This is a genomic window from Prochlorococcus sp. MIT 1318 (assembly GCF_047304505.1).
Taxonomy (GTDB): domain Bacteria; phylum Cyanobacteriota; class Cyanobacteriia; order PCC-6307; family Cyanobiaceae; genus Prochlorococcus; species Prochlorococcus marinus_D.
On the sequence record NZ_CP138958.1, the window covers coordinates 2,390,581 to 2,404,782 of the forward strand.

The 14,202-nt window shown below is 54.9% G+C and carries 11 protein-coding genes; 2 read left to right on the plus strand and 9 right to left on the minus strand.

Annotated elements, in window-relative coordinates; translation table 11 throughout:
- Positions 1-59 precede the first annotated feature (59 nt).
- The 6 genes from SIB66_RS12005 to SIB66_RS12030 all read right to left on the minus strand — a co-directional run bounded on the left by SIB66_RS12005 (position 60) and on the right by SIB66_RS12030 (position 7,406).
- Entirely contained in the window at positions 60-1,502 is a 1,443-nt protein-coding gene (locus SIB66_RS12005) for a sugar porter family MFS transporter (protein ID WP_236073702.1), read from the minus strand.
- Positions 1,503-1,611: 109 nt separating this feature from the next.
- Positions 1,612-2,352: a Bax inhibitor-1 family protein gene (locus SIB66_RS12010; RefSeq protein WP_011129731.1), complete on the minus strand. Its 741-nt coding sequence runs from the start codon at positions 2,350-2,352 to the stop codon at positions 1,612-1,614.
- A gap of 76 nt (positions 2,353-2,428) precedes the next feature.
- A complete protein-coding gene (locus SIB66_RS12015) occupies positions 2,429-3,400 on the minus strand; it encodes a PhoH family protein (protein ID WP_063406128.1) in 972 nt (323 codons plus the stop codon).
- An 8-nt stretch (positions 3,401-3,408) separates the two neighbouring features.
- Positions 3,409-3,777: a 30S ribosomal protein S16 gene (gene rpsP / locus SIB66_RS12020; protein ID WP_011826578.1), complete on the minus strand. Its 369-nt coding sequence runs from the start codon at positions 3,775-3,777 to the stop codon at positions 3,409-3,411.
- An 80-nt stretch (positions 3,778-3,857) separates the two neighbouring features.
- Positions 3,858-5,351 carry a signal recognition particle protein gene (gene ffh / locus SIB66_RS12025; protein ID WP_063406127.1) on the minus strand — a complete coding sequence of 498 codons (1,494 nt, stop codon included), beginning with the start codon at positions 5,349-5,351 and terminating at the stop codon, positions 3,858-3,860.
- A 69-nt stretch (positions 5,352-5,420) separates the two neighbouring features.
- Entirely contained in the window at positions 5,421-7,406 is a 1,986-nt protein-coding gene (locus SIB66_RS12030) for an ARC6/PARC6 family protein (RefSeq protein ID WP_063406126.1), read from the minus strand.
- A gap of 104 nt (positions 7,407-7,510) precedes the next feature.
- Here SIB66_RS12030 and pdhA point away from each other — a divergent pair, with 104 nt between their 5' ends.
- The gene (gene pdhA, locus SIB66_RS12035; protein WP_063406125.1) at positions 7,511-8,602 is read left to right on the plus strand and encodes a pyruvate dehydrogenase (acetyl-transferring) E1 component subunit alpha; all 1,092 of its coding nucleotides are present in this window, start codon (positions 7,511-7,513) and stop codon (positions 8,600-8,602) included.
- Between the two features lie 61 nt (positions 8,603-8,663).
- Here the strand turns inward: pdhA and SIB66_RS12040 are convergent, their stop codons facing one another.
- Both SIB66_RS12040 and SIB66_RS12045 read right to left on the minus strand, forming a co-directional pair.
- Positions 8,664-9,605 carry an RpoD/SigA family RNA polymerase sigma factor gene (locus tag SIB66_RS12040; RefSeq protein WP_063399595.1) on the minus strand — a complete coding sequence of 314 codons (942 nt, stop codon included), beginning with the start codon at positions 9,603-9,605 and terminating at the stop codon, positions 8,664-8,666.
- Between the two features lie 112 nt (positions 9,606-9,717).
- Entirely contained in the window at positions 9,718-11,319 is a 1,602-nt protein-coding gene (locus tag SIB66_RS12045; RefSeq protein ID WP_063406124.1) for a bifunctional ADP-dependent NAD(P)H-hydrate dehydratase/NAD(P)H-hydrate epimerase, read from the minus strand.
- Positions 11,320-11,369: 50 nt separating this feature from the next.
- Here SIB66_RS12045 and mnmA point away from each other — a divergent pair, with 50 nt between their 5' ends.
- On the plus strand, positions 11,370-12,599 hold the full coding sequence (mnmA, locus tag SIB66_RS12050; protein ID WP_236070205.1) for a tRNA 2-thiouridine(34) synthase MnmA: 1,230 nt from the start codon (positions 11,370-11,372) through the stop codon (positions 12,597-12,599).
- Between the two features lie 4 nt (positions 12,600-12,603).
- On the opposite strand, the gene SIB66_RS12055 is transcribed toward mnmA, so the two are convergent.
- Complete coding sequence (locus SIB66_RS12055; RefSeq protein ID WP_063406193.1) at positions 12,604-14,079, minus strand: apolipoprotein N-acyltransferase; 1,476 nt, start codon at positions 14,077-14,079, stop codon at positions 12,604-12,606.
- Positions 14,080-14,202 lie beyond the last annotated feature (123 nt).

Here is a 14,202-nt window from a genome sequence, read left to right on the forward strand (position 1 = left end):
CAGGGAGAAAGAGGCTTGAGGCGAATACACCCTTAGAAAGAGCCTTGCTGATCAGAGCATCAGGCCATCTCCTCGAGCTCCTTGCCTTTGGTCTCCCTGACGAAAAACAGCACGAGGAAGAAAGAGATCGCAGCAGCCGTGGCGTACAGGCCGTAGGCGAGTGCAGGTCCCGAGCGTTCCAGCAAGCCAGGGAAGGTGTCGGAAATTAAGAAATTGGCAATCCAATTGACCATGGCGCACAGCCCGATTGCCACCGCACGGATGCGGTTGTTGAACATTTCTCCGAGCATCACCCACATCACCGGTCCCCAGGAGAAACCGAAGGCGAACACGAACAGATTGGCAGCAATCAAAGCCACAATGGCTCCTGCCCCGGCAAGGTGGGGCGATCCGTTGACGAGAGGGGCACCGGCAAAGGCCCAGCTCATCACACCGAGGTTGACCGCCATCACAACCGAACCAGCCAAAAGCAAGGGTTTGCGGCCGAGACGATCAATAAATGCAATCGCAATGAAAGTGGTGACGACATTTGTGATCGAGGTAATCACCGTGACGATCAGACTGTCCTTGGCGCTGAAACCAACGGCCTGCCAAAGGACGCTGGAGTAATAGAAGATCACATTGATGCCTACAAACTGCTGGAAGATCGCCAGCATCACACCGGTCCAGATAATCGGCAGCAGGATGGTGTGGCGATCAAACAGTTCACTTAACTTTCCTTGATGGGTGTTAACCAGGCTGCTCTGGATCCTGGCGATCACCTGATCTGCAGGTTCATGCAGCGTTTTTTCAATCACCGCCTTGGCACGCTGCGTCAAACCTTTCTGTACGAGATAGCGAGGACTCTCAGGAATGCCGATCACCAATACTGCGTAAAGAGCTGCAGGGATGATTTCAGACATGAACATCCAGCGCCAGGCCGCTAAAGGACCGATCACTGAAACGGGATTCTGATCAGAAGTAAAAAGAACGATGACGTAATCGAACAGCAACGCCAGGAAAATACCGATAACAATCGCCAGCTGCTGTAGTGAGCCAAGCTGTCCGCGCATCGATGCAGGAGAGATCTCGGCGATATAAGCGGGCGCCAACACACTGGCGAAACCGACAGCCAGACCTCCAACGACCCGCCAGAGGATCAGGATGGTGATCGTTGGGGCAAGAGCAGAGCCGAGGGAACCAACAAGAAACATCAGTGCAGCAACCAGCATGCTGTTGCGACGACCGATTCGATCAGACAGCCAACCAGCGGTGAACGCTCCCAATGCGGAACCCAGCAAAGCTGAGGCCACAGCAAAGCCGAGGGTTTCTTTGGAGACGGTGAAGGCGGTACCGATCGCACCGACAGCTCCATTGATCACTGCCGTGTCGTAGCCAAAGAGAAACCCGCCTAAGGCTGCTGAAATTGCGATCTGAAGAATGAAACGTAAACGTCGTCTCTTATTTCTCTGATCAGAAAGCTGATTAGAGGAGTCCAAAAGCTGCTTATTTGCTAACTGCAATGCAACCCTGATTTAAGACCCTTCAACCAGTAGCGCAACAGATCTCAACTGAATCAAGAAACAAAAAAAGCCCCGCATAGGCGGGGCTGAAGCAGTTTTCTTTCTGAGTTCAGTTACGTCGACCGCCACCTTGAATGGCAATGATTAGACGTAAAATGAAGATGAACAGATTGATGTAGGTGAGATACATCCCTAAAGCACCTGAAAGGTACTGATCATCCGTGTAGGTGCGAGGCATCGTGTAGAAGTCTACGAACGCCATGCCTACAAAGAGCACCGTACCAAAGCCGGCGATCATCAATTCAAAGGTGCCGATCGCGAAAACCTGCGGAGCAAAAATGCTGCCAATCAGTTGCACAACCATGGCGATGATCAGGCCGATCAGACCAAGACCAACCACACCTGAGAGGGCCTGACCGACGCTGTCGCTCATGCGCCTACCAACAACCGAGGCAATCGCAAAGGTGAGACCAGTCGCCAAAGCGGCAATACCGATAGAGGCCGCACCAGCAACGGCAACAGCCTGAAGAACCAAACCAGTGAGGGTGAAACCCGTCAACAGGCTGAAGGTGGCTAGCAGGGGAAGAGCGGTGGCGTTATTGCCTTTTTTTGCTGCATTCTGAGCAACAAAGAAAAGGATGAACCAAGGGATGATCGCAATCAGCGACAAGGGCTGGAACGCTTGCCAACCCATGGATTGAACAGTGGCGATCCCTCCCAACACGCCACCGGCGGTGAGAACCATGCCACCACCCACATAGGGGAGGGCCTTGTTAACGACATTGGGGCCAACCAAGGCGCTGGATTGCGCCTCGCGAATGGCCTCCTGGAAATTGCTGCTTGCCGGCATGGCTCACCAGATCACGTAACCCCTTTACTTTGCCATCAAAAAAAAAGTTTGCTGAGTTTGTTGAGTGCGGGTCTCCCTATCGTTGATCTCGGCGCGCATAAGCATCCACAACCCGTTGCACAAGCGGATGACGCACCACATCTGCAGAGGTGAGGCGACAGACAGCGACACCGTTGATATCAGCGAGCACCTCAGCAGCATCCACAAGGCCGCTGAGCTGGCCCGGTGGCAGATCCACCTGGGTGGTGTCACCCGTGACAACCATGCGCGAACGCTCCCCAAGTCGAGTAAGCACCATGCGCATCTGAGCCGGCGTTGTGTTCTGAGCCTCATCGAGGATCACAAAAGCCTCTTCCAAGGTGCGTCCTCGCATATAAGCGAGGGGGGCCACTTCTATCACCCCCTTCTCCAGCAATGTGGTGGTTTTCTCAGCTCCTAGTAGGGCGTGAAGAGCGTCATAAAGCGGACGCAGATAAGGATCCACTTTCTGCTGTAGGTCACCGGGCAGAAAGCCCAATCTTTCACCAGCCTCAACCGCTGGCCGAGTTAGCACCAGGCGCTCAACCTTTCGCTCACTGAGCATGCGCACTGCCAACACTGTAGCCAAAAAAGTTTTACCAGTTCCTGCAGGCCCAAGAGCGAAGGTGAGATCGTGGCGCTCCATCGCCTCGACATAAGCCTTCTGACGCAATGTCCTCGGCCGCAGCAGGTTGCCTCGCTGACTGCGGGCCAACACCTGATCAGCCAATTCCGCATGAGCATCCCTACGGCCGGTATCAAGAGCCGTGAGCGCCGCTTGTAAATCAACAGCTGAAACAGCCTGGCCTTCTTGCCACAGAGGTCTGATCAACTCAACAACTGCTGCGGCACGTTCCAATTGAGTGGGGCGGCCACCGATCACAAGCTGAAGACCCCTAATCACCAAAGAAGCCCCGGTCAAGGCCTGAAGGTGATGCAAGGTCTGTTCACCGTTGCCTGCAAGAGCTAGCGCAGCGTCAGTATCGGGAAGATCCAGAACGAAGTGACCCTCTGAGGTAACTCCGGCCATGCAACAACTCAGGCTTCTGTGTTGTCAGCAGGAGTTTCCTCAGCCTTTGCTTCTGCAGCTTGTTTGGCCACATTCTTTGCACCAGCCTTACGAGCTTCAGCCTGCTTAGCCTTACCAACAACCTCAGCAGGACGAACAGTCTTTTCGATCAGCCCGCCTTTCTCCAACAAAGATCGAACTGCATCAGTGGGCTGAGCTCCCTGACTAAGACGCAAACGCAGTGCCTCAGTATCGAGCCGCGTTTCCTTCGTGCGAGGGTTGTAAAAGCCAAGCTCCTGCAAAGGGCGACCGTCACGACGAGAGGTGCTGTTACAGGCCACAAGGCGGAAACTCGCTTCCCGCTTCTTGCCAAACCGCTTCAGGCGGAGCTTGATCATCGTGGCCCTAAGTTCGAAAAGGTGGATGGTTCAGCGGTGTTTTACACACACGCCAAACAACAACCATAACCTGCGGCCAATTACAACTCTCCAAATCCCTTCTTCTTTTTCACCGGTCGCTGACGCCTGGGGGAACCACCACCGCGACCACCTGAAGCTGGCTCTGGCATGCCTGCGCCTCCCATGCCAGGCATGCCACCACCAGCCCCCCCCATACCGGGCAACCCACCACCCATTCCAGGCATTCCAGGCATTCCAGGCATTCCAGGCATGCCACCGCCCTTACTCATCTGCTGCATAAAGCCACGCATTTTCTGAAAATCAGCCAAAACTTTGTCCACGTCAGCGGGGCTGTGGCCACTCCCACCAGCGATACGACGACGACGAGAAGGCTGTGAAGCAAGCAATTCAGGCTGATTGCGCTCATCAGCAGTCATCGAGCCAATCATGGCCTCGATGCGCTTGAGCTGCTGCTCACCCTGTTTGAGCATGCCGTCATCCAGCTTGTTCATGCCCGGCATCATCTTAATCAAACCACCGAGAGAACCCATCCGTTTGATCAGTCGCATCTGTTGCAGGAAATCGGAGAAATCAAACGAAGCTTCCTGCAGCTTCTTCTGCATCTTCTCAACATCAGCGAGCTCCACCTCCTTCTGAGCTTTCTCCACCAGGGTGAGCACATCGCCCATACCGAGAATGCGGCTGGCCATGCGTTCCGGATGAAAAGGCTGCAAAGCCTCAACTTTTTCTCCAGTACCGATGAACTTGATCGGCTGACCACTCACCTTGCGAATCGAAAGCGCAGCCCCACCGCGGGAATCACCATCCAGCTTGGTGAGAACAGATCCAGTGATACCAACCTTGTCGTGGAAGGCCCGAGTGAGTTCAGCCGCCTCCTGACCAATCATCGAATCCACCACCAAGAGCACTTCATCGGGCTCTACGGCAGAACGAATTCGCACCATTTCCTCCATCATCTCTGTATCGATCTGCAGCCGACCTGCCGTATCCACTAGCAAGGTGTCAAAACCTTCCTCACGAGCCTTGGCAAGTCCTGCTGCCGCGATCTCCTCAGGTTTGACATCGTCTCCGAGGCTGAACACATCCACTCCGATCTGCTCACCAAGGGTGCGGAGCTGATCAATGGCAGCCGGCCGATAGACATCAGCAGCCACCATCAGTGGCCGCTGACCCTGATCTTTGAGGTGAAGTCCAAGCTTCGCTGTTGCAGTGGTTTTGCCAGCCCCCTGCAATCCAGCCATCAGCACCACTGTTGGTGAATCTTCAGCCTCAGCCATGGGAGCGTTATCACCACCCATCACCTCCACCAGCTGCTGATGCACCACCTGAACAAACTTCTGATCAGGAGTCACACCTCGCACCACTTCCGCACCAACTGCCTTCTGCCGCACTTCGTCGACAAACTCGCGCACGACCTCAAGACTCACATCAGCCCCTAAAAGGGCACGTCGCACCTGCTTAAGAGCATCCTCAACATTGGTATCGCTGATCTTTGCCTGGCCTCTCAGCCCCTTAACTGCATCTTCAAAGCGGGCTGAAAGTTCTTCAAACATGGTGCCTACGTGCCAAGGGCTTTGAGCTCATCGTAAAAAGCAATGGCTAGCCCTTAGGCAGAACAGTGATTATTTGCCGCTGATGTATTCATGCAAGCGCCAACGATCGGGATCACGACCAAGGATGTAAGTCACCGAGAGATCTTTTTGGGGCGTTTGGTCAACAACCTTGCCGGCAGCATCAACGCGTTGATCGCGATAGGTCACAACGGCATTCAGCTCAATACGCTGCGGCGTTCGACTCACCACCTCTACAGAGCTGATGCTGGCCACAACCTTCTGGGTCTGAGCTAAAGCAACATCCCTGGAACGCTCTTGCGCCACGCGCTGCACCAATGGATCTCTTGCGACCTCAGGCAGTGCATCACTCTTGCCACCGGCAAGCACGACTGCCTTGTTGCTCAGCCAGGCCTGAAGCAGGCCTTTGAGCTGTGCCTGATTCGGCTGCTCCAAAGTAAGCGGCTCAACCACAGCGCTGACAGGGACTTGAGGCATGAGGACCTCCTCTTGCAGTGTGGCTGTAGGAGGTGCTGTGACTTGAGGCTGATCAGTAGCCGTACTAACTGACGGACGAGGACGTTGGCCAAACAAACTGAAGCCTGCAAAGGCTGCAATCAGGGCCGCAAAGACAACAGAGCCGATCAGCGCCGGCCGCGTCGGACGTGGCAGATCTGCTAAACGATCAATCCATGCAATGCCATCGCTGGCAAACTCATCAGAGCTCTGGTCAGCTGCAGGTTGACCAACATCAGGCCCACCAATAGAGAGGGGCAAAATCCCATCGGGATCAAGAGGCGCCCAAGGGAAGGGTTGCTTCACAGACGATCCTGAGAAGGCCTTACCTAAAGACGAAGCACGATTTTCGCTGCGTTCCAGGCGCTCCACATAGGCCTGAACATCCCGATCAGCAAACCAAGCCTCTAGATCAACAGCCTCAGCATCCACATCCCTATAACCGGGAAGCACGTCCCCTCGCAGCCAAGAGCGGCAGTACTCACAAAAAGCAGCCAATTCATCGCCAGGGTGGCTGTTAAGACAGTCCTTCACTCGAGGATCTGTACTGCGCAGAAAGCGCTCCTGAGCGCGGCCCACATCTCCAAGCAAGAGGTCCAAGCAACCCAGCATCGGCAACGGGTCGCATCCATCCAGTTCAAGACTCTCTAAGTGCTGCCGAGCTTCCTGCACCCGTTCAGGCTTCCGACGCGAAAATCCAACAGCAGCAAGAGCCAACCCTCCAAGGAAACCCGCATCTGCTGATCCGGCTTGCTGCCAGCGCAGGAAAAGATCAACCTGTTCCTGAACAGTTAAAAACTTTCTGATCTGCTTGAAGAAGTTGTCAAATTCGGACTGATCAAGACCACCAGGTGCAGGCGATGGGGCCGTTCCCTCAAGGCCTCCTCTCTGGCTCACAAAGTTGTCAAGTAGGCGCAGTCCTTCCTGGTGAGAAACCTGATCACCAAGATCCCGACTCAATAAGTCGAGAATGCGATAGGGCAGAAGGGCATCTAAATCGTTCTCAAGCTTGTGGCACTCTTCGGAGAGCTTGCCCATCCGCTGCAGCAACTGAATCCCGTCATGCAGAAGAGACGCTGCTGCTTCATAACGCCGTTGTTCCTGTTCCTCAGCGGCTGCAGCCCGACAGGCCAGTGCCAACAACAAAGCGAGGTCAGCTTCTCGTTCGCTACCTAGCGTCGGGGACTGGGGCGGTTGCAATCCCTGAGAGGCGAGATAAAAAACCTCATGAGAAGAATTCGCTTCAAACAGCAAGATCAGCCCTGCCACCTCTCTACTAGGTGACACATCAAGACCAGCGGTCTCGCCTGGATGATCACGACTGAGCTCCAACAAGGCAGTCTCATAGGCCTGACGCCGTGGCGGATCAGTCAGCAAATCTGCTGAAAGCCGCAACAATTCTGCCCGCTGAATTAAGACCTCATGGGTGAAACCTTGGTCAGGGCAGCGATCCAACCTCAACTCCAAGGCCCGCAAAATCGCCTCACTGTCTGCCGAAGGACTGACACCCAGCAAGCGGAAATGATCAATTGGCAGGTCCACCAGCTGCGCAGCGATTGGCCTAAAACTCTAGACATTGGAAGGGATTTTGCCCATTCCTAATCAACGGACCATTACAGTCGTGACTCGAATAACGGTCGTCTGTCATGAGCCAGAAAACCTCCGTGAGCTCAGGCCAAACCACGGCAAAACCCCTGGCAGCCGGCCGCCATGGCGAGAGAATCTCCACGCTAATCAGCTCCAAACGCGCCAAGGTTGATCGTCAGATCGGCCTAGAACTCTTCCGAGACATGACCCTTGGGCGACGCTTCGAGGACAAATGTGCCGAGATGTACTACCGGGGGAAAATGTTTGGCTTCGTTCACCTCTACAACGGCCAAGAAGCCGTTAGCACAGGTGTAATCGGTGCAATGAAACGCCAGCACGACTGGTTTTGCAGTACCTATCGCGATCACGTTCATGCCCTTAGCGCCGGTGTACCCGCCCGCGAAGTAATGAGTGAGCTCTTCGGCAAGGAAACCGGCTGTAGCAAAGGTCGTGGGGGCTCCATGCACCTCTTTTCTCAAGAGCATCACCTCCTAGGAGGATTTGCCTTCATCGGCGAAGGGATTCCCATCGCCCTGGGGGCAGCCTTCACCAGTCGCTATAAGCGGGATGCCCTGGGTGATGCCAGCAGCAATGCTGTAACAGCAGCTTTTTTTGGTGACGGTACCTGCAACAACGGCCAGTTCTTTGAATGCCTCAACATGGCGCAGCTTTGGCAGCTGCCAATCCTGTTCGTTGTCGAGAACAACAAATGGGCCATTGGCATGGCCCATGAGCGAGCCACCAGTGAACCGGAAATCTGGCAAAAAGCTGCTGCCTTCGGGATGGCTGGCGAAGAGGTTGACGGCATGGATGTTCTCTCTGTAAGAGCTGCCACTCAGAGAGCAATAAAAAGAGCCAGGGCTGGCGAAGGTCCCACCCTGCTGGAGTGCCTCACCTATCGATTCCGTGGCCATTCTCTTGCTGATCCAGATGAACTACGCGCCGAAGAGGAAAAGCAATTCTGGGCAAAACGAGATCCCCTAAAGGCTCTTGAGAAGGATCTCACCTCTGAATCTTTGGTGAGTGCTGAAGAGCTACGCACTATTGAAAAAGAGATCGATGCAGAAGTAAATGACTGCGTGGAGTTTGCCCTTGCCGCAGCCGAACCAAATCCCAACGAACTCACTCGCTACATCTGGGCTGAAGATTGATAGCCCTCTTGAGCACTAAGTACTGGAAGCAAGCAAAGCCAACAAGTTAAGGAAGGCAGTTTCAGATCCCGTTGGGCACCCTACGCGTGAGGTTACGCAGCTTGCGCAAGGCCTTTAATTCCACTTGACGAACACGCTCACGCGAGACTTCCATCAAGCGACCAATCTCAGCCAAGGTGTGGCGATCATGGGTTTCAAGACCAAAACGGAGCTTAAGGACATGCTGCTCCTGCTCACTGAGATGGCTGAGCCAACGCCCGAGCTGCTCATGATGAATACGCTGCTCCACCTTGTCGAGAGGTTCCCCAAGAGAGGAATCAGCGATCAGATCACCAAGAAAACTTCGTCCTTCTTCGCCATTCACTGGCGCATCCAAACTGCTGGTTGTTAGCGCCTGACGCAGTAAAGAATCGAGTTCATCAACAGGGATATCCATTGCTTCAGCGATCTCGGATCGACTGGGCATTGCTCCAAGCTTGTGAGCCAAATCCAGAGAAACCTTTCGAATTGTGGTCAGCCTTTCACTGAGATGTACAGGAAGGCGAATCGTGCGCGACTGGCACGCAATCGCACGTGTCATGCTCTGACGAATCCACCAAAACGCATAGGTCGAAAACTTATAGCCACGGGTTGGATCAAACTTTTCAACAGCACGCTCTAAACCAAGTGAACCCTCCTGAATGAGATCGAGGAGTTCCAGTCCTTTGCCTTGATATTTCTTGGCAACACTCACAACAAGACGAAGATTCGCCTTCATCATGCGTTCTTTGGCACGACGACCAATGCGAATCATCCGACGCTGATGTGTCGTAAACTCCTTATCATCAGGCGCAAGTGAGCCGTCTTGAGTGAGACTCATCATCGTCTGAACTTGATTGCCAAGTTCAATCTCCTCAGCAGGGGTAAGAAGAGGTATACGCCCAATCGTTGTGAGATACCAGCTGACAGGATCAGAACTTCTACGCCTCTGTGTTTCTGCTGATTTAGGCGCTGCTGAAACCATTTCAACGGCTCCTGATTTATTTGGAGCAAAATCTTCCTACAAATTTCAGCAAAACCCTGCAGCTTTAAAAAAGCTTTCGGATTCATGCAGTGGAATCGAAATAATTAGGTATTTATCGTTTGCATTCATACCCTTTGACGTGCCCTTGATCACATTCATTTGATTGCAAGCTAATCGTGAGTTCTGCAAGGGATTGAGCGATAGACCTTGCTGAGCTGCCTTGACGGCATCGACGTGCAGCAGCGGCATGAAGCAACGCCACTACGGCCAAAGACTCACCCTGGCAATGGCAAGCCTGAGCCTTAGCAGCATCCATAGATCCCAAGCCAGCTGCATAACCAGCCAACAGATCCCCGAGCCCAGTACGAGCAGCCCAACTTGCTGTCTCTGCTAGCTGCCAGGCGGCACCAGACGGATCCGCCACCACACTGTGTGCTCCCTTGAGCAGCACAGCTGCTCCACTAAGTCGAGATGCTTCCAGAACCGCATTGAGAGGTTGCCGAGCTTTGAGCTGCGGAAACAATCTCCTGAACTCACCGGCATGGGGAGTAAGCCAGGTATGCCCTTGGCGCTGCTGTAACCATTGCCATCCATCAGTAGCCAGCGCCAATCGATTCAGACCATCAGCATCCAAAACCAACAAGCCTGCAAAGCGCTGCAACGGTTCTGCCAACACTGACCAAGGTTCTCCACCTCGACCTAAGCCTGGCCCAATCAACACGGCATCGAAACGGCTGAGATCATGACTCGCCAACCAAGGAGCAACGGCCATGCCACCTGCCGCAGAACTCTCAAGCGCGGCCGCCAAAACAACTTCAGGCGCCACTTGCCAAAGCTGATCGGCTACTGCAACAGGCACAGCGGCTTGAATGCTGCCTGCACCGCTAGCAATAGCACCCTGAATGGCCAGGAAAGCCGCCCCAGGGTAATCATCACTACCAGCAATCACCAACACCCGCCCTCGTTCATATTTCATCGCGCCTGCTGCTGGATGCTGCCAGGGAAGGGTGGCCACATCCGCAGAACAGAGCCGCCGAGGTTGCGACTGTGGCAACTGCTTCAACAAGATCTCCGGCACGCCCATATCAACCCGCACCAGGAGGCCAACATGATCGATCGCCGCATCCTGAATAAGGCCTTGTTTGAGCAACCCCACAGTGAGCGTCGTCATCGCCACGGCAGCGCCGCCTGGGAAAGGGATGCCGGAATCTGAACACAGCCCTGCAGGCACATCCAAACTCACCAACTTGCCTGGCTGGCAGCGCTGACGCGCCTGCAACAACGTTGCCACCGCTTCAGGAAGTGGGCGGGATTGTCCCAGCCCAAACAGAGCCTCGATCCAAACAGGCTCACCAGCAACATCAGGAGCATGATCTAGTTGCTGAATGCCAAGCCATTTAACGTAAGTCCAATGCTGGGCCGTTAATGGTTGACGGATCGGCAAAGGTGCCCAGAGCTGGACCTTCACCCCTGCAAGATGCAACTCCCTGGCCACCACCAATCCATCACCACCGTTATGGCCAGGGCCCACCAACACCACCACACCATCTGCCAACAACTCAGGGTGTTGGCGAAACCAAGCCGCCATCGCCTGGCCTACTTTTTCCATCAAAGCAGCCACCGGCAAGCCGTTGGCAAACATCTCCTCCTCGAGAGCTGCCATCTGCGCAGCAGTAACCAAAAGATGATCAGCGTTCGATGGTGGCCAGGACAAAACTGGAGCGCATGGGACCTCACTATGAAGACATCATTGCGGTAACGCCTATGCAGCCGCCAATCCCAGCCCCCCTTAAGCATGTGTCTCGAACACCAGCCACACCAGCAGTTGCAAAAGCTCTGACACGTTTGCAGTGTTGGCCAGGTGAGCAGCGTGTCGCGGTAGGGCTCTCCGGCGGTGTTGATAGTTCCCTCAGCGCGGCCCTACTCGTGCAAGCGGGCTGGCAGGTGGAAGGTCTCACTCTCTGGCTGATGAGTGGCAAGGGCGCATGCTGCAGCGATGGACTTATCGATGCCGCCGGCATCTGTGAGCAACTCAAAATCCCTCATCATGTGGTGGATTCACGCGCCACATTCCAAGCAGAAATCGTCGACCAACTCGTACAGGGCTATCAACAAGGGGTGACACCGTTACCTTGCTCACGCTGCAATCGCTCGGTGAAATTTGCGGCAATGCTCAGCTGGGCTGAAAAAGAACGCCAGTTACATCGCGTTGCCACAGGTCACTATGCCCGTATTCGCCATCGCGAGGATCCAGAACCTCAACAAGCCTTACCTGGGGATTCCATTGGACGGCACCAGCTTTTACGTGGTCTCGATCAGAACAAAGATCAGAGTTACTTCCTCTATGACCTTTCTCAAGATGTGTTGGCAAAGGTGATCTTTCCCCTAGGGGAGCTCACCAAAGCAGAGACCAGACAAGAAGCAGAGCGTTACGGCCTACGCACAGCCAAGAAAGCAGAAAGTCAGGATCTTTGCCTTGCTGATCACTACGGTTCAATGAAAGCCTTCCTTGACAATTACCTACCTGCCAGACAAGGCGAGATTGTGCTGCAAGACGGCAAAGTCGTGGGTGAACACGATGGAATCGAACATTTCACCATTGGCCAACGCAAAGGCCTTGGCGTGGCCTGGCGAGAGCCTCTGCACGTGGTGCAACTAGACGCGGCAGCAAATCGCGTCATCGTTGCCCCTCGAGCAGAGGCGGGGCGCGACAGCTGCGTTGTGGGTGCAGTGAACTGGATTTCGATGGCACCGCCAAGCAGCGCCATCAATGTGGAGGTGCAAGTGCGTTACAGAAGCGGACCCGTTGCCGCCCAGCTCACCCCTATCGAAGCCACAGCAGAGGACATTGCCGCCGACCGTCCTCACCGCTGCAGACTGACCTTTAACGAAGAACAATTCTCAATCACACCTGGTCAGGCTGCAGTATTTTATGCCGCTGACGCAGTCCTCGGCGGTGGCCTGATCCAGCAAATCAACGCAGCATCAAGCTGATCAGCTAGGAGCGAACACGCGACCAGCCCAGCCCAACCACTGCAAAGAGCATCAAGCCAATTAAAGGTGCCTCACGCCAGCGGGTGTAACCGCTGATGCCTTGATGAAGATGCAAATCCGCCAGGCCAACCCCCTCTGTAAAAGGAGCCAGCAGTTGCTGCTGCTTGCCTTTCGCCAAAACCAAAGCAGAGGGGCCTGTGTTCGCAACGCTGAGTAGATCACGGGCCGTTTCGATGCTGCGCAGCTGTGCCAAAGCAATGAACTGCCGCTGCAAGGAAAAGGGATAGGGATCAAGATTGGCTACCGCCAGCAACCATTGCGCTCCATCAGCGACAGCCTGGGCTAAAGCAGAACCATCACTGAGCTCATAACAGATGGCCACGGCAGCGGTAGGACCTGGCCACTGCAACAAGCGCGAAGCAGCACCAGGTTGAAGACCACCAACAGCTGATAAGCCACGAAAAACACCACCAGGCAAAGCCGGTAGCCATTCCCCCAGCGGCACCAAACGGTGTTTGTCAATGAATGCAGAAGCCAGCCTTGCGCCGCGATCTACCACCAACAAAGCACTGCGTTGCTGACCGCGCAGCCAGCGAAAACCACCGCTGAGCAGGGGGAGCGGAGCCGGCCTGAGCAACACCTCATCAGGGGGGAGAAGGCCTTCTGGAGCCACCAACCAGGCAGCATCAAGCTCCTCAGCTCGATCGAGAGCTTGTTGAAGAGCCTCGGGAAGGCGACGTTGCTGCTCCTCAGAAAACTTGCTGCGCGTAGGGATAGCGGGCTGCCAAGCCGCAACCGAAATGGGTGCGGATGCATCTGTTGAACGCAACAAACTCCAGCCACAACCATGGGCCAAGAGCAAACACAGAAGCCCCACCAGCAAAGAACGACGCCAACCAACTCCACGACGCCAGGCCAGCGCCGTACGCCATAACCACCAACCGATCAGCAGCTGAAGCGTGGCTAAACCTCCAGCCCCAAGCCAGCGGGCCAAACCAGCCAAGGCTCGATCACCGGGCAAAAGGCTGCCGCCAACGCCAATCCAGAACAAGGGTGAACGGGCCAACAGCACTTCCATAAGCCCCCAGATCGATGCCATCAGCAGGGCATGAAACACCTGAGCGCGGATGCCTGCTTCTCGCGTTGTCAAATGAGCAATCCAGATTGCCAGGCAAGCCCAAAGCCCCACAAGCAATGCTGCGGCTGCACCGCAAAACAACCAAATTGATGCAGCGATAGGAAAACTCAGCGGTGCAGGCACGCCAACCCAAGTGAGTGGATGCAACGCCAACAACCAGCGATGGCTGAGCAGCACAGCCACCAAACCCCAAAGAGAGGCTGCAACTGGAAAGCGACACGCCGACCAAAGCAAGGCCAGGGCCGGTGCCATCCAAAGCAGCCCCCCCTGGGCAAGAGCAATCCCTGCCAAGACACCACCAACCGCCCCCTGCACCAGCGCTAGGGATCGGTCATTGCCCATGGTCAACACCAAACACCAAACACCAAAGCCATCTTGACGCGATCGGAGAACGTCCACAGGTTGCAATGGATTGAGCCAAACCTTTCCAGCAGCTGTTGCTACCGAGCCTTGGCAACACGAGCT

What these genes read in the sequence shown, in the direction of transcription:
- SIB66_RS12010 (WP_011129731.1), bottom strand. Translation starts at nt 2,352, where the DNA reads ATGCCGGCAAGCAGCAATTTCCAGGAGGCCATTCGCGAGGCGCAATCC.
- SIB66_RS12015 (WP_063406128.1), bottom strand. Translation starts at nt 3,400, where the DNA reads ATGGCCGGAGTTACCTCAGAGGGTCACTTCGTTCTGGATCTTCCCGAT.
- rpsP (WP_011826578.1), bottom strand. Translation starts at nt 3,777, where the DNA reads ATGATCAAGCTCCGCCTGAAGCGGTTTGGCAAGAAGCGGGAAGCGAGT.
- ffh (WP_063406127.1), bottom strand. Translation starts at nt 5,351, where the DNA reads ATGTTTGAAGAACTTTCAGCCCGCTTTGAAGATGCAGTTAAGGGGCTG.
- pdhA (WP_063406125.1), top strand. Translation starts at nt 7,511, where the DNA reads ATGAGCCAGAAAACCTCCGTGAGCTCAGGCCAAACCACGGCAAAACCC.
- SIB66_RS12040 (WP_063399595.1), bottom strand. Translation starts at nt 9,605, where the DNA reads ATGGTTTCAGCAGCGCCTAAATCAGCAGAAACACAGAGGCGTAGAAGT.
- mnmA (WP_236070205.1), top strand. Translation starts at nt 11,370, where the DNA reads ATGCAGCCGCCAATCCCAGCCCCCCTTAAGCATGTGTCTCGAACACCA.
- SIB66_RS12055 (WP_063406193.1), bottom strand. Translation starts at nt 14,079, where the DNA reads ATGGGCAATGACCGATCCCTAGCGCTGGTGCAGGGGGCGGTTGGTGGT.